General features: G+C 67.6%; 11 protein-coding genes and 1 pseudogene. 5 read left to right on the top strand and 7 right to left on the bottom strand.

Features of this window, described 5'->3' with window-relative positions; all coding sequences use genetic code 11:
• The 3 genes and pseudogenes from ACGFJ7_RS45660 to ACGFJ7_RS45650 form a co-directional block, all read left to right on the top strand.
• The coding region (locus tag ACGFJ7_RS45660) for an ATP-binding protein (RefSeq protein ID WP_392648684.1) at positions 1-2283 on the top strand (2283 nt) is incomplete at its 5' end.
• A 108-nt stretch (positions 2284-2391) separates the two neighbouring features.
• Positions 2392-3135, top strand: a complete 744-nt coding sequence (locus ACGFJ7_RS45655) for a DUF2625 family protein (RefSeq protein ID WP_392648681.1) — start codon at positions 2392-2394, stop codon at positions 3133-3135.
• Positions 3136-3177: 42 nt separating this feature from the next.
• A pseudogene (locus ACGFJ7_RS45650) lies at positions 3178-3309 on the top strand (NAD(P)-dependent oxidoreductase); the annotation flags it as partial.
• Positions 3310-3906: 597 nt separating this feature from the next.
• Here the strand turns inward: ACGFJ7_RS45650 and def are convergent.
• Positions 3907-4440 carry a peptide deformylase gene (def, locus tag ACGFJ7_RS45645; protein ID WP_392648679.1) on the bottom strand — a complete coding sequence of 178 codons (534 nt, stop codon included), beginning with the start codon at positions 4438-4440 and terminating at the stop codon, positions 3907-3909.
• 198 nt (positions 4441-4638) lie between these two features.
• On the opposite strand from def, the gene ACGFJ7_RS45640 reads away from it, so the two are divergent.
• Positions 4639-5595: an enoyl-CoA hydratase/isomerase family protein gene (locus tag ACGFJ7_RS45640; protein ID WP_392648676.1), complete on the top strand. Its 957-nt coding sequence runs from the start codon at positions 4639-4641 to the stop codon at positions 5593-5595.
• Positions 5596-5634: 39 nt separating this feature from the next.
• On the opposite strand, the gene ACGFJ7_RS45635 is transcribed toward ACGFJ7_RS45640, so the two are convergent.
• Positions 5635-8355: an AAA family ATPase gene (locus tag ACGFJ7_RS45635; RefSeq protein WP_360257112.1), complete on the bottom strand. Its 2721-nt coding sequence runs from the start codon at positions 8353-8355 to the stop codon at positions 5635-5637.
• A gap of 418 nt (positions 8356-8773) precedes the next feature.
• Between ACGFJ7_RS45635 and ACGFJ7_RS45630 the strand changes: the two genes are divergently transcribed.
• Positions 8774-10246 (top strand): MFS transporter, encoded by a 1473-nt coding sequence (locus tag ACGFJ7_RS45630; protein ID WP_360257109.1) that lies wholly within the window; start codon positions 8774-8776, stop codon positions 10244-10246.
• 8 nt (positions 10247-10254) lie between these two features.
• On the opposite strand, the gene ACGFJ7_RS45625 is transcribed toward ACGFJ7_RS45630, so the two are convergent.
• From ACGFJ7_RS45625 to ACGFJ7_RS45605, 5 genes are all read right to left on the bottom strand, one after another.
• The gene (locus ACGFJ7_RS45625; RefSeq protein WP_360257146.1) at positions 10255-10611 is read right to left on the bottom strand and encodes a helix-turn-helix domain-containing protein; all 357 of its coding nucleotides are present in this window, start codon (positions 10609-10611) and stop codon (positions 10255-10257) included.
• Between the two features lie 114 nt (positions 10612-10725).
• The gene (locus tag ACGFJ7_RS45620; RefSeq protein ID WP_392648672.1) at positions 10726-12546 is read right to left on the bottom strand and encodes an acyl-CoA synthetase; all 1821 of its coding nucleotides are present in this window, start codon (positions 12544-12546) and stop codon (positions 10726-10728) included.
• 175 nt (positions 12547-12721) lie between these two features.
• Positions 12722-13606 carry an NmrA family NAD(P)-binding protein gene (locus ACGFJ7_RS45615; protein WP_360257105.1) on the bottom strand — a complete coding sequence of 295 codons (885 nt, stop codon included), beginning with the start codon at positions 13604-13606 and terminating at the stop codon, positions 12722-12724.
• A 461-nt stretch (positions 13607-14067) separates the two neighbouring features.
• The gene (locus ACGFJ7_RS45610; RefSeq protein ID WP_392648669.1) at positions 14068-15576 is read right to left on the bottom strand and encodes a trypsin-like serine protease; all 1509 of its coding nucleotides are present in this window, start codon (positions 15574-15576) and stop codon (positions 14068-14070) included.
• Positions 15577-16916: 1340 nt separating this feature from the next.
• Complete coding sequence (locus ACGFJ7_RS45605) at positions 16917-18659, bottom strand: hypothetical protein (RefSeq protein ID WP_392648666.1); 1743 nt, start codon at positions 18657-18659, stop codon at positions 16917-16919.
• Positions 18660-18786: the final 127 nt, after the last annotated feature.

Raw genomic sequence — 18786 nt, 5'->3', positions numbered from 1 at the left:
GCGTTGCAGGCGCAGTTGTTGTTGGTGTTGTCGGCTGATGGTCAGCAGGCTGAGGCGATCGCGGTGTTCCAGGCGATTCGCCGCCGGCTGGCCGAGGAACTCGGAGTCGACCCGGGCGACGAGCTCCGCGAGGCTTATCAACTGGTCCTCCACCAGGGCGCCGGGGAGCCGTCATCGGCCGGGGAGAGTGCGACGCCCGCGCAGCATGGTCAGGGCGACGGTGCATCGAGCGGCGCCGCGGTGCTGCCGGCGCAGTTGCCGGCGGATCTGCCGTGGTTCACCGGTCGGGAGGAGGTCGAGCATTGGACGTTGGGTCTGGTCAACGGTCATGTGCTGACGCAGGTGTCGACGCCGGTGCTGGCGATTGATGGTCTTCCGGGTATCGGTAAGACGAGTTTGGCTATCCATTTGGCTCATCAGCTGGCTGACGCGTATCCGGACGGGCAGCTTTATGTTGATTTGCAGGGGTTTGATCCGGGTCAGTCGATTTTGCATCCGGCGGAGGCGTTGCAGGGGTTCTTGAACGCTTTGGGGGTGCCGGACGCGGAGATCCCGGCGAGTCATAATGCTCGTTCGGGGTTGTATCGCAGTGTGCTGGCCGGCCGGCGGATTTTGGTGGTGCTGGACAACGCGCACAGTGTGGAGCAGGTTCGTCCGTTGTTGCCGGGTGCTCCGGGGTGTCTGGTGCTGGTGACCAGCCGTAAGCGTCTGACCGGGTTGGCGACGGCGCACGGGGCGCATCTGACGACCCTCGACGTGCTGTCGCCCGAAGACGCCCGGCAGTTCCTGGCGTCGCGGATCGGGCCGGGCCGGAACGTCGCCGACAGCGGGGCTCTCGAGGAGATCGTCGAGTTGTGTGGCCGGTTGCCGTTGGCGTTGTCGGTGGTCGCGTCGCGGGCCCTGACCCACCCCGATCACCGGCTGGCCGACATCGCCCGCGAGCTGCGGGAAGCGCAGGGCGGCCTCGATGGATTCTCCGACGACGACATGAGCAACGACATCCGGGCTGTCTTCTCCTGGTCGTATCGGATGCTCGGCGGCCGCGCCGCGCGTCTGTTCCGCCTGCTGTCACTTCATCCGGGCCCGGACTTCACGCTGCCCGCGATGGCCAGTCTGGCCGGTGTCCCGCTGGGCGAGGCCCGGACTCTCGTCGGTGAGCTGGTGAGCACGGGTCTGCTCGCCGAGCACACGCCGGGCCGGTTCAGCACTCATGGCCTCGTCCGGGCCTACGCCCAGGAACTGGTTCGGCTGCACGAGGACGCGGAGGACCGTGAGCAGGCCTTCCGCCGGCTGGTGAACCACTACCGGCAGACGGCCTACGACGCCGACACGCATCTGGTCCCCGCTGTCGTCCTGGAGCGGCCGGAGGCGATGGAGGATGTGATCGCCACCCCTCTGACTGACCAGGCCGAGGCCATGGCGTGGTTCAACGCCGATCGGCAGGTGCTCAAGGCCCTGGTGCAGCGCTTGCTCGACGACGGCCGGGTCGCCGAGGCCTGGCGCCTGTGCCTGACGATTCAGCGGTACAACCAGGGGGAGGGCTGGTGGCACGACTGGGCCGCGATGACGCGCCTGTGCCTGCGGGCGGCGACCGCCGCCGGCGATGACCTGGGCCGCGCTCACATGGCGCGGAGTCTGGCCGGCGCCCAGTTTGTGCTGGGCGACAGGGACTCCGCGGCACAACTGCTGCGTCAGTCCCTCGACTTGTTCCAGCGGCTCGGGCTCGAACGGGAGCAGGCACTCGTTCACCGCAACCTCGGCCAGGTCAGCATCGAGCAGGGTCAGCATCGCGAGGGCGTCGTCTTCCTCGAGCGCGCGCTGCGCCTGTTCGAGGCCCTCGGTGACCGGCCGGCGCAGCTCCCCGTGCTTTACGTGCTGGCCGAGGCGCACATCCACCTCGACCGGCCGGACATCAGTATGGAGCTGGCCGAGAAGGCGTTGCCGATCGCGGAGGCGCTGGACGACACCCATGGTCTGGGGCTCAGCTACGAGGCGCTGGCCAACAGCTTCCGGGCCGCGGGAGATCTGCCCGCGGCACTGACCTTCTGGAAACGGGCGACTGAGCTGTACCAGCGGATCGGCTGGCGGATGAACGTCGTCGAGTCCCTGCTCAATGAGGGCGACACCGCGCTTGCCCTCGACGATCGGGAGGCGGCGCGCGCCGCCTGGCAGCAGGCTCGCGAACTGTCGAAGGATTTGCACGTCCCTCAGGTCACCAAGATCGAGCAGCGCCTGACCCGTCTCGAGCAGTCCAGCGCCGCACGGTCGTACGGCAGGCGTTGAACTTGCTGGTCCGACCTCCGTCGTGTCGGGTATGAGACACGCGGCCCCGATGCCGGGAAGCCGGCTGGGACAGCTGGGGGCGCGGTTCGGGCGAAAGAGCGAGAAGCGATGATGATCGATCCGGACGTGGTCGAGGACCACCACGCGGCATGGCAGGCGCTGGCGGAGCTTCTGACCCGCAGCTTCGCCGCACCGCGGATCCTGCCCGCCGATCAGGAGACGGCCCTGGCCAGCGTGCGGCAACTGCACGTCGCGGCCAGTTCGCCGCTGGGCGCTCTCGCGCTCAACAGCGGCGGGATCCTGCTCCATGACGGATGGCTGCGGATCTTCGGTGGCTCACCGAGCCCGGACGAGTGTCTTCCCAGCATTCTCGAGGTCAACGACTTCCCGGCGGCCGCGGATGACTTGTGGGTGCCGATCGCGGGACTGATCGTGGCGCACGACGTCCTGGGCGGGGTGTTCTTCCTCAACGGGTTGCGACCGGCGGCGGGCCGGCCGGGCGTACCGGGCGAGGTCATCTACTTCGACCCGTCGTCGTTGCGGTGGCGACGCATGAGGATGTCGCACGGAGAGTGGCTCGACTGGTGCCTCTCGGGCGACCTGCCGCACTTCTACAATCGGCGCCTGTGGCCGGGATGGCGCGAGGACGTCCTCGCGCTACGGGCCGATCAGGGCATCGTCGTCTCGGCGCCGCCCGGCGGCGGACAGGAGCTTGCGGCGGCCGACTGCGTGACCCGAACGGTCGGCTCCATGGCCGATATCCTCGCCCGGCAACTCGACGCGGTCCGGCTTCGCGGACGGCGGCTCGACGGCTTCCTGGGCCGCTACCCGCCGGCCGTGCCCGCACGCTAGGCGCTTCGAGGGCCCGGACGTCGCGCCGCGGGAGGCGCCGGCAACGCCTCGCGCGGTCCGGTGGTGGACACCGGGGCGCTGCTGGCCGAGCTCGAGCGGGGCCGGCTACGCGCCGCGCTGGACGTGACCGGCCCCGAGCCGCTGCCGAGCGGGCATCCCCTCTGGTCGCGGCCGGGCGCTCCAGCCCCGGATGCTCAGCTGACCGAGGCCGGAGCGCGTCACCCCGATCAGCGAATACGGCACGCCCAACTCGGCGGCCACCGTGTCGGCCAAGAAGTCCAGCCCGATGTTCGAGGCGAAGTAGTCCAGGCGGAAGGCCGTCAGCCCGATGCCCAGGCATCGGCTGATCAGCTCGCGGAGCGTTCGGCGCGCGATCCCGCTCGTCAGCCACGCGTCGGCGATGTTGACCGTCAGCGTGGGCGACTGCGGGTCGCCCGGAGCCCAGCCGCACTCGGCCAGCGCGACCACCCGGTCACCGTGGATCGCGACCTGCCCGATCCATCGCCGTACGGGCTCGCCGGCGAGGCCGTCCCGGGCATCGAGGTACTCGGTCTGGAGCCGCCACTTGTAGGTCAACGAGGAATAAAGTGATGTCGATGCTTGCCAGGCCTCGAGGTCGTCGGATCGCCAAGGCCGCACTTCGGGGTAGCCGGTCACGTACGAACCGACGGATCTCGAACCGGGATGCTCACCCTCGACGTCGTGAGGACGCGCACAGGTCGCCGGGGCTCCGTGATCCACTTCGCCCCGGCACCCTTTGTTCGCCGCGCGTCAGTGCGGGCTGACCTTGATCCGGGCGTCGAACCACGGCGCCTCGCTCAGCGTGGCCAGCAGTCTCGCCTGCCCGGCCTCGTCCTGCCGGTCGATGAACAGAACGCCGTCGAGGTGGTCGGTCTCGTGCTGGATGCACCGCGCGAACAGCCCGTCCCCGACCACCTGGACCGGGTCGCCCTGCTTGGTGTATCCCTTGGCGGACACGTTCATGCGGCGTTTGGTGTCGAGGAAGACGCCCGGAATCGACAGACAGCCTTCCGGGCCGTCCTGCTCTTCCTCGTCGGGAAACTCCAGAACCGGGTTGACCAGGTGATCGAGCCGTACGGTGTTGCCCGGCAGATCGGGGTTCAGGGCGAAGACCCGCCGGGCGACGCCGATCTGCGGGGCGGACAGGCCGGCGCCGCGCGACTTGGCGAGAGTCTCGTTGAGGTCACGTACGAGCGTGCGCAGCTCGGCGTCGAACTCGGTCACCGGCTCGGCGATCTGGCGCAGCACCGGGTCACCGACCTTCCGGATGGATACGACAGTCATGCGGCCTACCTGTCTGGTGATGGGGTTTCACCGAGCGGGGAGCCCGGTCCGGTCGCCCTGATAAACGTATCCATCGGTACGAAGTTCACCTCGCCGGCGGGCACGGTCATTTCCACAAATAAATAACAATGCGTTCACTCGGCCAGTCTTAACATCTGCTATTCCTCACCGGAACGCGACACATGAAAGGCAATGACGATGCCGGGTCCACAGGCCGCCGACCTCCGCCTCGAAACTCTGCGACTCTCGCAGGACGGGCATGTCCTGACGGCGCGCATCGACGCGCCACCGTTCAACTACATGACCGCGCGGATGCAGCACGACCTGCTGAGCCTGGTCCGCGCGGTCGGCGACGATGACTCCGTGCGCGCGGTCGTGGTCACGGGTGGGGTCGCCGGCCGCTACATCACCCACTACGACATCGCCGATCTGCTGTCCGCGGCTGAGCGGGCCCCGTTGCTGTCTCGCCCATTGGCCCGGGTCCTGCTCGGCGCGGCGCGTGCGATGACAGCGCTGGGAGGTGAACGGCTCGTCGAGCGGTCCCCGCTGGCCGGCGTGCTCGCCATCAGCCGCTTCCATGAACTCGTCACCCGCATCCTGCGATCGCGTGCCCTGTGGATCGGTGCCATCGACGGCCCCTGCGGCGGTGGTGGCCTGGAGATGTCGCTCTTCTTCGACGTACGGGTCGCCGCCGAGACCGCCCGGTTCCTGCTCCCCGAGCTGTCCATCGGCCTGACCACGACTGTTGGTGGGCAGCGTCTCGTCCACCTTGTCGGCCCGGCCCGGGCGCTGGAGATGATGCTCGAGACCCGCGCCTACACCGCGGCCGAGGCGCACGCGTACGGACTGATCGGTAAGGTCGTGCCCGCCGCCGACGTAATCACCGAGGCGCAGCACATGGCGGCCCGCTACGCCCGGCGTTCACCCGCGGCGGTGGCCGAGCAGAAACGCCTTATCAACAGCGCGTACGAGATGAGCTCCCGCGCCAGCCTCACCCGGGAGGGGCTGGCACAGATCACCGGCGTACCCACCGAGGTGACGCGAACGCTGCTGCGGACCTGGCGGAGCAGGCAGGAGCCGGGCGGTGACTCGGTCTTCCTGACCGACCCCCAGCCCTGGGTCGACGGCACCGCCGGTCAGGACGGCCGGCGATGATGGCGCCGGCCGTCGCCGCCGAGCGGGTGATCGGCGTGCTCAGATCTCGTTGAGCGCGTCGCGCAGCCCGGCCCGCGAGGTGATGCCCAGTTTGGGGAACAGGCGATAGAGGTGAGCACCGACCGTGCGGTGGGACAGGAACAGGCGCTCGGCGATCTGTTTGTTGGTCAGCCCGGCCGCGGCCAGGCCGGCGATTTCGAGCTCCTGAGCGGTGAGCGTGGACGGTGACTGCTCGGCGACGGCCGGCCGGTGACCGGCGGCGCGCAGTTCCTCGGTGGTGCGGGCCAGCCACGCCTCGGCGTCCATCGCCGCGAACCCGGTGTGCGCGGCCATCAGATGCGTACGAGCGCGGTGGAATTGCTTGCGCCGGCGCAAGGTGTCGGCGAACGCGAGCCGGATACGTGACGACTCGAACAGCCAGCGGTCCATACTGGGATCGGCCAGCGTGCGTTCGAGCCGGTCGCCGGCCTCGTCGCCGAGCACGAGCGCGTCCACGCCGTGCTGGATCAATCGCATGCGGGGGGACAGGGCAGCAACGTCGGCCGCACGCATGGCCTCGGCGTGGGCTTCGGCCTGGTCCGTACGGCCCGTGCGCAGGGCGGCCTCGACCATATCGAGCATCACCCAGGTGGCGATCGGCACGTACGGCGCCAGCACTCCGGCCGGGCTGATCGCCGTCGCGTGCCGGAAGGCGGCCTCGAAGTCGCCCTCGGCCATCGCGGCCGTGGTGCGGGGTAGGTTCGCGGTGGCCAGCCAGCTGGCGACGCCGCGCGGTGCCGCCCAGCGGGTGATCTCGTCGGCGAGGTCGTACGCGTCGCCGAACCGGCCCCGGCCGGCGGCGATGAGGGCCTGGCTGACCAGGAAAGTCCACCGCAGGAGAGGCAGCCCGCTGTCGATGGCGACGCGCTCGCCCTCACCGGCCAGTTCCGCGAGCTCGTCCCAGCGTCCGATGAGGTAGTCGTCCTCGCACAGGTGCATCAGCCCGCTCAACTGCCACTGGGGTGCGCCACCGTCGCGTCCCTGCCGGATCAGCCGCCAGGAATGCTCGCGGATGTCGCCCAGCCGGTCGAGTTGGGCCGAGGCGGTGCCCGTCCGTACGACCCGGGTCAGGTCGTTCTCGCCCGGTAGGGCGGCGATCAGCGCATCGAGGTCGGCCTGGGCCGCGGCGCCCGTGCGTACGGGGTCGGGGAAGGTGCGGCTCAGCACCGACAGGAGGTCGGACGGTGCGGGGGTGAGCCGGGCCAGGTTCCGGTGGAAGACGGCCCAGTGGTCGCCGGTGCCGGCGAACCAGGACAGCAGCAACAGCGTGTGCATGGCCTCGTCGAGCGCCGGATCGTCGGCGCGCCAGCCGTGCCCGCCGGTCTCGATCGCGCCGGCGAGCAGGCGATGGGCGGTGTGCACGTCGCCGTCACCGTTGACCATCAGGAGCGCGGTCGCGTTCGCGGCGTGCAACGCTCCTGATGGGTCCTGGCTCATGGTTCGGGCGTCCGCCAGCAGCGTCGGGGCGTCACCGGCGACTCCGGCCTCCGCCCCGATATACGCGGCCTGCGCCAGCCGCCGCGCGGTGTCCTCGGGGGTGGTGCTCAGCTCGGCGGCGCGGACCAGCGCGGCGATGGCGGCCAGAACGTCACCGCGCCGCAACTTCAGGTGCGCCGCCTCTTCGAGCTGGACGGCGACGGCCTCGTCCGGGCCGGAGGTGGCCACGGCGAGGTGCCAAGCGCGGCGTTCCGGATCGCCCGGCAGCGCGGCGGCGATCCTCTGGTGGGCCAGCCGGCGCTCCTCATGGGTGGAGGCCGCGACGATCGCCGACTGGATCAGCGGGTGGCGGAAGACGATGCGGCCGACGGCGTCGTCGACCCGGACGAGTTGGGCTCGCTCGGCCGGGCCCAGATGGGTCAGGTCGGTCAGACCGCGCAGGAGGCTCAGATCGCCGTTTCCCTCCAGCGTGGCGAGCAGAAGCAGCAGGCGGGTGGGCTCGGCCAGGCCGGCGATACGACTGGCGAAGATGTCCTGCAACCGGTCGCTGAGGGGCACCACCTCCGCCGGCTGAGTGGAGTCGGTGAGGGTCGTCGGCAGCTCGACCAGGGCCAGCGGGTTGCCTCGGGCGAGGTCGAGCAGGCGCCGTCGCAGGCGCTGGCTCATCGTGGGGAAGCGGGTGTCCACGAGCTCGGCGGCCGCGTCCTCGCTCAGCGGCTCGATCGTGACCTCGCTCAGACCACGGCGGTCGATGAAGCCCTCCACGCCGGTGCGGGAGGCGGCGATGACGCCGATGGGCGTGCCCTGGACGCGTCGCGCGACGAAGCCGAGGACGACGGCGCTGGGCCGGTCGATCCACTGGACGTCGTCGACGACGAGCAGCACGGGTGCCGTCCTGGCGGCCCTGGTGATCAGGGAAAGGACGGCGTTGCACACCAGCAGGGCAGCCGGCGCCGGCCCGGGCCCGAAGCCCAGAGCGACGGTGAGCGCGTCCCGCAGCGCCGGCGGCAGTCGCTGTATGTCGGTATAAAGCGGCAGCAACAATTGGTTGAGCAGCGAATAGGTGACATCCGCCTCGAACTCGGAGCCGTTCGCGCGTAACACCCGCATGCCCTCGGCGTCAGCCAGATCCGCCGCCACGGTCAGTAGCGCCGACTTGCCGACGCCGGGCTCCCCGCGGACCATGCGCACGTCACCGTCGTGGCGCGCGGAATCCAGGAACCGGCGGAGGTGTGCCAGCTCCTCCTCGCGCCCGAACAGGTCCCCCGTGCTGGTTGTCCCCACACGCCATAGTGCACGCGCCCCGGATACCGGTGTCAAGGAAGATCCCGATCTATCGGTCGGGGCCCGGGAAGGCCGCAACCCGACCGTTACGTGGCGCAACCGCCTGGTGACAACTGTGGTCCGTTGGGCAGCCCCACGACCTATTGATCTCCGCCTTGTGGCGAGCTGCCGGAAGCGGTCAGATCCCGCACCTCACGAGCGTCCAGCCGGCGCGCGAGGCTCGCTGTCGCCCCCGCGCACTTGACGACACACCGCAGCGGGCGGTCCGGTCACACCTGACGACAATTCGTTGGCACTAATCAAATCCGGGAAATTAGTTAGTTACTTGGGGGTGGTTTGCCGGCGATTGATGAAAGGCGAATCCTGGTATGGCGCGGCCGATCCGAATCCGGCCGGTGTCCATACTTGTGAGGAAAAAATGGCAAGGTCCAAGACGATCCTTTGGATCGTCCTCGTCGCCCAGTTCATGGTCGTGCTGGACGCGACCATCGTGACGGTCGCGCTGCCGTCCATCGGCACGGGTCTGAACTTCGACAGTCAGCTTCAGCTGCAGTGGGTGATCAACGCCTATATTCTGCTGTTCGGCGGATTCCTGCTGTTCGGCGGCCGAGCCGGTGACCTGTTGGGCCGTCAGCGCCTCCTGGTCATCGGATTGGCGCTGTTCGGCATCTCGTCCGCGGTCAACGGGTTCGCGCAGAACCCGGAGACGCTGATCATCGGCCGGGCGATTCAGGGTCTCGGCGGCGCGCTGATCTCGCCCGCCGTCCTGTCGATCATCATCGTGACCTTCGAAGGCGTGAAGGACCGGGCCAAGGCGCTCGGCGTCTTCAGCGCGGTCACCGCATCCGGCAGCGCCGCCGGCATGCTGGCCGGTGGGGTGCTCACCGAGTGGCTCGACTGGCGGGCCATCTTCCTGGTGAACCTGCCGATCGCGGCGCTCGCCATCTTCGGCGCGCTGCGGGCCATCCCGAACAGCCGGCACGTGACCGAGGGCAAGGCCCGCCTGGACCTGCCCGGCGCGATCACCATCACGGGCGCTCTGCTCCTGCTGGTCTACGGCGTCGTCAACGCGGCCGAGTGGGGCTGGGGCTCAGGCAAGGTGTGGCTGTTCATCGGGGCCGCGGCTGTCCTGATCGCGCTGTTCCTCGTCATCGAAGGCGCGTCGAAGCAGCCCCTGGTGCGTCTGGGCATCTTCAAGGTGCGGGCCCTGACGTCGGCGAACCTGTCGATGATCCTGATGACCGGCGGCATGTTCGTGATGATGTTCTTCCCGACGCTGTACCTGGCCCAGGTCAAGGGCTACAGCCCGATCGAGGTCGGCCTGGCGTACCTGCCGTGGCCGGTCGCGATGGCTGTTGCCGGCACGGTGGCGCAGAAGCTCATCGCCAAGGCGGGACCGAAGTCGGCCCTGTGGATCGGCCTGCTGATCCTGGCGGCCGGGCTCTTCCACCTGGGCCTGCTGGACGTGGACAGCTCGTACGCCGGCGGAGTTCTGCCCGGCATGTTGCTGACCGCGGTCGGCGCGGGCTTCGCCTGGGCGGCCATGTTCCTGGTGGCGTCTGTCGGCGTGCGGCCGGAGGAGAGCGGGCTGGCGTCCGGTCTGATCAACACCTCGCAGCAGCTGGGCAGCGCGATCGGCCTGGCCGCGCTGAGCTCGGTTGCCGCGGCGTACACGGCTGACCTGGTCGCCGAGGGAACCGGGGCGGCCGAAGCCCTGGTCAAGGGCTTCGACCGCGGATTCCTGATCGCCGGTGTCATCCTGTTGGTGTCGGCCGCGGTGGTCGTCATCGGGATCCGCTCGTCCGACGGACGGCACACCGAGGCCCCGGAGCAGCAGGCGGGTGACGAGCAGGTGCCGGTCATCGGCCTGGAGCCGGCGCTGGGCGACTGATCGGGTGGTCAGGAGGCGGGAGCGTAGACATCCGCTCCCGCCTTCGCCACGTGTTGCTTGCCCCACCAGAGCAGCGGCCGCGACGCCTTCATGAGATCGACGGCGTGCTGAGTGGGCGCGTACAGCACCTGCACCGGCGAGGTGGGAACGACCGTCCGGGACAGCAGGCCGAGGTTCTCCAGTTCGCGCAGCCTCTGGACGAGCATCCGGTCAGAGATGCCGGGAACCGCGCGCCGATAATCACGGAAGCGCTGGGCGCCTTCCAGCGCGGCGCTGAGAATGTCACCGGTCCAGCGGCGGGCCAGGGTCTCGAAAACGCCTTGCACGGAATGCAAGACGCTCTGCGCTTCGAAACATTCTTCCATCAAGGTCACGGAAAAAGACTCCTGCTCATCAGTGAATTGCACAAGGTTCGCGTGACGTATGCCGCCGCACCTGGGCGAGGCCTCCTTCATCGGAGACCTCGCCCGGCATGACTTCTATCGAGTCGCCTGTCGCCACCGGAACGAATACCGGCCGAGCACGGAGCCGGCCGCGGCCATCCGGTCGTCGGCGACATTGATCTCGGCCACCGGTGTGCCGTCCTCGATCTCGACCGTCACCGCGACGTCCGGCAGCTCGTCCTGGACGACCCGGCGTACGGCGTCGGCCCGAAGGGCCAACTTGAAGTCCTTGCCCACAGCGGTGATCGGCAGTTCACTCACGACGTACACCGCCTTGGGCGCGGCGGCCGGCTCGGCGACCCGCCCGGCGGCCCAGACCACCAGCTCGTCGCCGGTGACGCCGGCGCCGGGTCGTACGGTCACGTAGCAGACGGGCACCTCGCCCGCGTGCGGGTCGGGCCGGCCGACCGCCGAGGCGCCGGTGACGGCCGGATGGCTGCGGACGGCGTCCTCCACGACGGCGGGTTCGATGTTGTGCCCGCCCCGGATGATGAGGTCCTTGAGCCGGCCGGTCAGGTAGACGTACCCGTCGGCGTCGACGTACCCGAGATCCCCGGTGTCGAGCCAGCCGTCGGTCACCTTGCCCAGGGGGTCGAGCGTGCGGGCGCCGTGCGGGCCGGTGACGACATAGCCCGGGAACACGCTCGGGCCGCTGATCGTGATCACTCCGGTTCGGCCGGCCGGCAGCGGCGTGCCGTCGGCCGGGTCGACCGCGCGGATCCGCTGGTAGGGCATGCGCAGGCCGGCCGACCCGGGCCGCGGGTGGCCGGGCACGATGCGAGCCGAGGCGCAGGTGGCCTCGGTCAGCCCGTACCCCTCGCAGACCGGTACCGAGGTGTGCTTCTCGAAACCCTCGCGTACTGCCGCCGGGAGCGGGGCGGCCCCGCTGACCACGAACTTCAGCGACGAGACGTCGGCGTCGACCGGGACCCGGGCCAGCTGCTCGTAGACGGTCGGCACGGCCGACATCGTGCTGATCCGGTGCTGCTCGACCAGCTTCCAGAACATCGGGTAGAGGGCCGGGTCGCGCCAGCCCAGCGGTCCGCTCCACACGGTGTGGCCGCCCACGAACATCGGCACCAGGGTCGACAGCACCACCGCGTTGACGTGGAACATCGGCAGGCCGCCGAACAGGACCGGATCGTCGCCGACGGTCTCCGCGGCCGACCACGCGGTGAAGACCTCGTTGGCATGGGTGTGCGCGGCCAGTTTGGGGGTTCCGGTCGTGCCGCCGGTGTGGAAGTACGCCGCCGCCTCCTGCGGAAGCGGCGGCGGCGCGACGAGCCGGTCACCGGTCTCGGCCGCCGCCAGGTCTTCCAGATAGGCGACCCGTACGTCCTCGGCGACGAGCTCCGGGCGCTGATCGCGGGGGCCGTCCGGCCGCAGGGCCAGCACGGCGTCCAGCCTCAGCCGGCGGCCGAGACCGACGGCGAGCTGCCACAGCTGCGGATGGATCTCCGGCCCGGCGGCGATCAGCACCGTGGTCCCAGCCACCTGGAGCAGGCCTGCTACGGCGTCCGGGGCCAGGGCCGGGTTGATCGGCTGAGCGATGCCGACCGCCTCGGCGGCCAGCAGGCTGGTGACCATCTCGCCGTTGTTCGTGCTGAGCAGCGCCACCGCGTTGCGCCGGGTGACCCCGAGCCGGTGCAGCGCGTTCGCGGTCCGTGTGACGCTCTGCCTGAGCATTTTGTAGGTGACTGGCCGGCCGTCGGTGTATCCAGGGCCGAGGAAGGTGTGGGCGACCTGGTCGCCGTGCTGTTCGGCGGCCCGTTGCAGCAGGGCGTATGTGCTGGCCGGGAGGTCTCGCGCGGCCAGCGGCACCCGCTCGGCGGCGGCCGGATCAAGGTAAGTGGTCATCGCCTTAGCCGACGGCGGACGGCGCCGGAAGTTCGACCGTCCACCGGCGAAAGCGCCACCCCGACCGGTTGCTCACCGCGCGCTGGGCGGGCGCAGCACCTGGCCCTCTCTCCGCTGCCGCGGGCAAGCGCGCCGCGACAGTCGCTGCGACCCGCCCGGCTACGCCGGCCAGATGTCAGAAGTTCTTGATGGCATCTTTGACGAAGTCGCGATAGGTGCGCGGCGGACGTCCGAGGATCTTCGTCGTGAACGCCAGGTCGTCGGGGTTGACCGGCTGGGGCACCTTGCCGACAAGCATGTCGTGCGCAACAAGCCAGTCCTCCAACTTGCGTCCTTCGAGTCGCTCGGAGAAGATCGCCTTCCAATCATCGCCATCTTGGAGATAACGAACCGGTCGGCCGAGCTCTTCGGACCAGATCGCCGCGCATTGGGGGCCGTTCAGGGTTTCCGGGCCGGAAAGGTTGTACCAGCCGTTCGCGAGGTAGGTCTCGTCGAGCATGGCCCGGGCGGCGATCTCTCCCGAGTCGCGCAGGTCGAATCGACCGGTTCCGCCGTCGGCGATCGGGATCGGGAACAAGCCGGCGCGGATCTCGTCGAAGAACAACTCGTCGTTCTGGGCGAAGTTCGGCAGGTTGAGGATCACCGAATCGACCTGAGGATCGGCAATGCGTGCCGCTACTTCAAGCTTTCCTCCGTACATCGGAATTTGCCGTGAAATGGTGGCACGGATCTCGGGGTCGTCGACGTGGTAGCCCCCGAAAACCATACGCACGCCGGCTTCCTCGCACGCGTCCACGAAGGCATGGATGATGGCGACGTCATCATCCATGTGGGGGTGGACGAAGAAAACCGAATCCATACCCTTCAGTGCTGCCCGGACGGCGGCCCGGTCCGTCAGGTCTCCCACGACCGGCGTGACACCCTCGGGAAGGACCGTCGCCCGTGACGAGTCACGCACCAGGGCGTAAACGTCTGCACCGCGCGCCAACAGCTCGTGTGCCACCGGTTTGGCCACCGTTCCGGTCGCGCCGACAACCAATGCCTTGATCGTCATATCCATTCTCCCGTCTTCTCTGGCCCGAACTAATTCAGGTGCCAAGTCTGCGCTCGTCGAGCCCACTTGACCAATGCAATAAGAGTCACCTGACCGAGAGGGGAGGTCCAGTTTCCGTTTCGCTCCTTGAAGAAGCCTCTGTAACCAGCCCGTAGAACTGGCGAGGTGCAGGTCAGTGACCCTTCCGCGGTGGCGTCGATACCCTCTCGGGCCGGGTGGATCCGCGATTTTCGAATATCAGACGAGGCGCGTCCGGGAAAGTTCAGGTCCAAGGCCTGATGCCTTTGAACCGCGCTTCTGGAGGTCGAACGAATGGTATTGACGCCGCCACGCCCCCGGCAATGTCGAAAGGTTGCGGCGGTCACCGCGACGGTCCGGTCCTACCGCTTGGCAGCACGAAGGTCCCGGGCCGTCACCATGCGGCCCGGGACCTCGATCCGATGCTCTGTCGCGTCGGCGCCGGCTGGCTACGCCGGAGGCGTGAGGCCGCAGCCCGGCGCGCTCAGGTCGAGCCGGGAGCCCACGGTCAGGCAGGCAGGCAGCGTGGTGGTGCGCTGACCGTACCGACGTCCCTGCTCCACTCGGACCGTTCCGTCCGCCGCGACCTCGCACGGGTTGTTCTCGGTGCATCGCTCGCCACTGTCGTTGCCGGTGTTGTGAACACCGACGACGGTGGTGCCGTCGGCCAGGACCAGAGGCGAGCCGGAGGAGCCGTGGCCGGGGTCGCAGGCCGGATCGTAGCGGTACGCGTCGTCCTGTTGATAACCGTCCTCACGGAGGTGGGCGACGACCGTATCGACAGTGCACGAGTACCGGTTGCCCTCGCCCGCGGAGATGATCTCGATCCGGTCGCCGGCGGCCGCGGGCTTCGTGCCCAGCAGGAAAATCTTGGCCCGGAGCTGAGCGTACGACTTGTCCAGGCGGTAGAGCGCCACGTCGGTGCCCGTCATGGTGGCGTAGAGCAGCCGGGTGGTCCGAGCGCTGTCCTGCGGGTAACCCTGGTGGTCGCCGATGCGGACGATCTGATCGTCCGGTTGATCGACCACGGCGCCACCCGGAACAGGACGTTGCTCGAGGCAGTGACCATTGGTCAGCAGCAGCGCGGGGTCCGTGGGCGCGGAGGAGGCGGTCCGCACGACCGAGGCCGAGCAGCCGTTCACCGTGACCGCGCCCTCGAGGTCGGGCACCGGGCTGTCGGCGGGCACGTCGGATCCGCTGACGATCCCGGTGATCCACTTCCGGAAGTAGCTCACATCGGTGTAGACGACCGGTTGATCGTCGCCGTTGCTGCCGCTGACCGTGCCGGCGATGATCCAGCCGCGGGCGGAGCGAACGAGGGCGGGTCCACCGGAGTCCATGTTGGTCGCGGCGACCTTCCCGTCCGGACTGCCGACGCACAGCTCGCGCTCTTTCACGATGCCGCTGGGGTCACACAGCTCGGTCGCCTGGAACCGGGTGTCGGCCTCACGCAGCCGGGTGGGATAGCACTGTGGTTGCGGTTCGTCGCATGTGACACCCCAACCGATGATCCGGGCGACGGTGTGGGCGGCCGGGCGAGTGCGAGGCAGCGCCGCCGGAACGGCCGCGATGGGCCTGTCCAGTCGAAGCAGGGCGATGTCACCGTCGGCCACCGGCCGGGACGAGTAACTGTAGAACTTCTCCACCCGGGCGACCTGGCCTCCCGAGCGGACGTCGAGCGACCCGATGCGCACGGTCCAGTTCCTCGGCGTGCCGACCTGAGCGCCGCTCGGGTTGCGGGCGCAATGCCCAGCGGTCAGCGCCCATCTCGGCGCTATCAGCGTGACCCCGCAGACGTGCCCGTCGGCGCGGGGCGACTCGGGGCGTTGCAGCGAGCCGGCGAACGAATAGGGTCGTGCCGCCTCCGTACCGCCTCGAATGGCCGACGCGGGGCCGGCCGCCGATAAGGCCAGCGCGACTCCGGCGAGGAGGGCGACAATTACCCGGGGCAATCGCATGTGGTCTTTCTCCTGTTCCGACGTCATGGGTCGCGGGCAGATTGCCACGAGAGGGTTAAATAATTCATAAGGGCGAGCGTGTGTCCACAATTCCGAACAAAGGATCATACGGATGGAGACCAGCGAAGTTCACTGAACGCTCAGGCAGCTTTGGATTACGTGGAAAGAGCCTGGTCATGGCATTCATCTGTCTACGGTTGACCGGTTCCGCCGCCGGTGCCGAGGGTGGCAGAGTCCGGAACTGCCGGGCGCCGACGGCTCGACCGTGTGCCGACGTGACCTGCGTTGGCCGTAAAGTAAAAGACCGATCTCCAAGACCCGCCCTCGAACAGCGTGCATTACCGCCTTCAACCCGCATCTCAGTCGCGAGGCAACTTCGGAACGCCGTGGTGGCCAAGCGAGTCAATATTGGCGCCACGAGTCCGTGCACAAGGGGCCCGCCCATGGCTCCGAAAACAGCCCCGGGCCGGCCTGGTTGGGCTTGGCTATCGCCATTCATCACCGCGAGTGGCATCCTCCTCGTTTCCGGGCGGGTGTGACGAGGAGGACGTCACCGGTGCGCCTTCCACCGGCACGCCCTGGCTCACGTCCGCCTCTCTTCAGTCAATCTGAACCAGGTGATCCGGCCGCACCGGTCGACCCCTACTCCAGTACGTGGGTTGTCGCGCACGAACCATCCGTAGCCGAACGACGCCCCGACCGCGGAGGCGGGAAGGTTCAGCGCCGGGTCTTCGTGCATCAGGCCGTCGTCGACCGGGGTCGAACGCTACGCGACCATCGCGGACCGGGGCCGGCCCACCATTCACGACATAGCCGCCCCGGCCTAAATGGACCGTACGTCCGCGCCGTACGTCGGTGAAGACCACCACCTCGTCCGGGTCGGTGCAGGCGAAATCGTGCACCGGCCGCTGGATCGGCTGATCGCCGCCGACGCCGCCGCAATCGCGGATCTTGCCGGGAACCCGGTTGAGGCCGTCGACGAGGTGGGTGCGCCCGTCGGCCCGCAGCGCTCTCGGACCCCGGGACCGGGCGGCCGTCCCCGGCGCCGTCCGCCGCTGCCTCGACGACGTCGAGGAATACCTGGCTTCCGGCGATGCTCTCGACCCGGAAAGCTAGCGGGCCTCCACCGGCGTGATACGGACTCGAAATCCACGCCGGCCCACCCTTCTGATTGCCATTTCGAGCGCTCACTCAGACGAGGCGCAGCGGCCGAACGTAGCGGACCGCTGCTCCGCCGCCTGCCTGGAGACCTGCATTCGACCGTTGCCCTTTATGCGGCTGTGCTCAATCCTGGGAGGGATAGCGGAAACCACAATCGAACACATGCCAAGAAGGAGGCATCATGAAGCGCCGCCGCCCCTTCCGTGGCCGTGATATGTCGATGGACCAGGGCGTTGAGAGCGCTGCGTAGACGTATAATATGGCGTTGGCTGAGAACCGGAATATCCGTGCGGAGATCGAAGGCCGGCAATTTGCGATATGGTCGACCCTAGCGAGGTGGAAGGCGTTGTCGCGGCGCTTGACTGATTCGAACCTACCACCCTTGACTGATATCGACAGTCGTGCAGGGTTTGGACCGTACTTCTATGCGTCTGTTGAGTCGTAACATGTCTTTCCCGAAGCGCCGCCTGCATGGCGGGGTCATTCGAGAGCATTGACGTCAAAACCATCTGCTCGGCATTGCTGGCGTTCAGTTCCGCGAAACGCATATTGGTCAGGGCCTCGGATTCATTCTGTCGGGCCGTATCTACTGTGTGCGGCACGACGTGTGCAGGATTTGCACGCTGCAATGCCAGACTCTGGTGAAGATTTTGGCTTGCGGCGGAGATCTGCTGATTGATCGTCCTGATGCAGAAATCGATGTCAAGGACTTCCTGCGGCTGCATCAAGGGCGCCGACTGCGCCTCGATCGCGAGTCCGTTGATCTGTTCCGAACGCTGTAAAACCTGGTCCACCTCAGATATTCCTCGGTCATGGTGCCGAAATTCGTAGTAGTGTTCTCCTGTTCTGGTGTTGCTGTTGTCGAAGGTTTTGTGCACTCCGAGGAATTCGGCGGTGGGAGCGGGGGGTATCGGCCGTTTGTTCGGGCCGACGTGGCCGTACAATGCATTATCTGCGAAGTCTCCGACCGTGAGGTTATTCCGGTCGGATTCCAGAAATATGTTGGGCTGGCCGTTCGAGTCAATAATCCCCACGTCCTGCATCATTTGCCAAATTGCCTGGTCGTTCTGTCGGTCCGGGTTGCGAAGGCCTCGACTTGCTAGAGAGCGGCCGGGCGGCATCCCTGAGCCAGCGCCGAAAAACTGCCTGTTGACCTCCATTTTGATCTCTTCGCCGTGCGCCATGAGAAAATTTCTAACATTGTCTGGAAGGGCCTCGTTGGCTGCTGCATAGTCTTTGCGCATGAGTACGGGAATCAACTTCTTGGCGTAGTCGATCGATCCTCCTTGGGCCTGGTTGACGTGTTGAATCGCCGACGCGGTCCAGTGCGGGATGGCGACCCGGAGATAAGACTCCAGCAGACGTTTTTCGTAATTGGGCAGCCGTCCGTTCGATTCCGCTGCAAATCGCGAGCCGACCATTTTCGCAATGTGGTCAGCTGCCCGGTCGATTTCCTTCCATGGGCCATCGGTGAGGAACCGATCATTGACGTCCGCGATGAACTTGGCACTGGCGTACTGATCGATGGACTGCGTGAATTGAGCGCCAACGCTCATAAAGGAAGGCAGCCGAACGGACGAGACATACGCCTCCCGGAATGCGCGATTTACAGTCCATCGACCCGATTGGCGGAATGTATCTGGTACGGAACGGCCACGCCTAGGCGCGCCTGTGAGTGCTGCGGCGGCCTGGCGGACCGCCTCGTTCACGAGATCCGGATCTTTTCCGGAGTCCGAGTCGTAGGAAAATGACTTGATCGGATCGGAGACGATCTCGGCGATGAAGCTGTTAGGGAGTGCAGATCGATCGGTGACGACGGTGGCCCCATTAGTCCTCGCCACGACGGCTCCCGGGTCTGGACCGTATTCTGAAGGCATCGTGATGCGAGCTGACGGAAGTTCGATCTCAATTCCGCGAGTCATTGATACTCCTCAATTCATTTATCGGGTTGTGAGGGCGGACGACGGTGATGCCCTATGGCAACCGAACTTTGTGATCTTGTCGGCGAGCGGGCTGTCACTGCAGTAAGGGGCCTTGCCGGAGTGGAGT

The sequence above is a fragment of the Actinoplanes sp. NPDC048988 genome (assembly GCF_043197815.1).
In the GTDB taxonomy this organism is placed as follows: Bacteria; Actinomycetota; Actinomycetes; order Mycobacteriales; family Micromonosporaceae; genus Actinoplanes.
The sequence above is the reverse complement of the archived record's forward strand: the minus strand, read 5'-3'. Positions and strand labels throughout refer to the sequence as shown.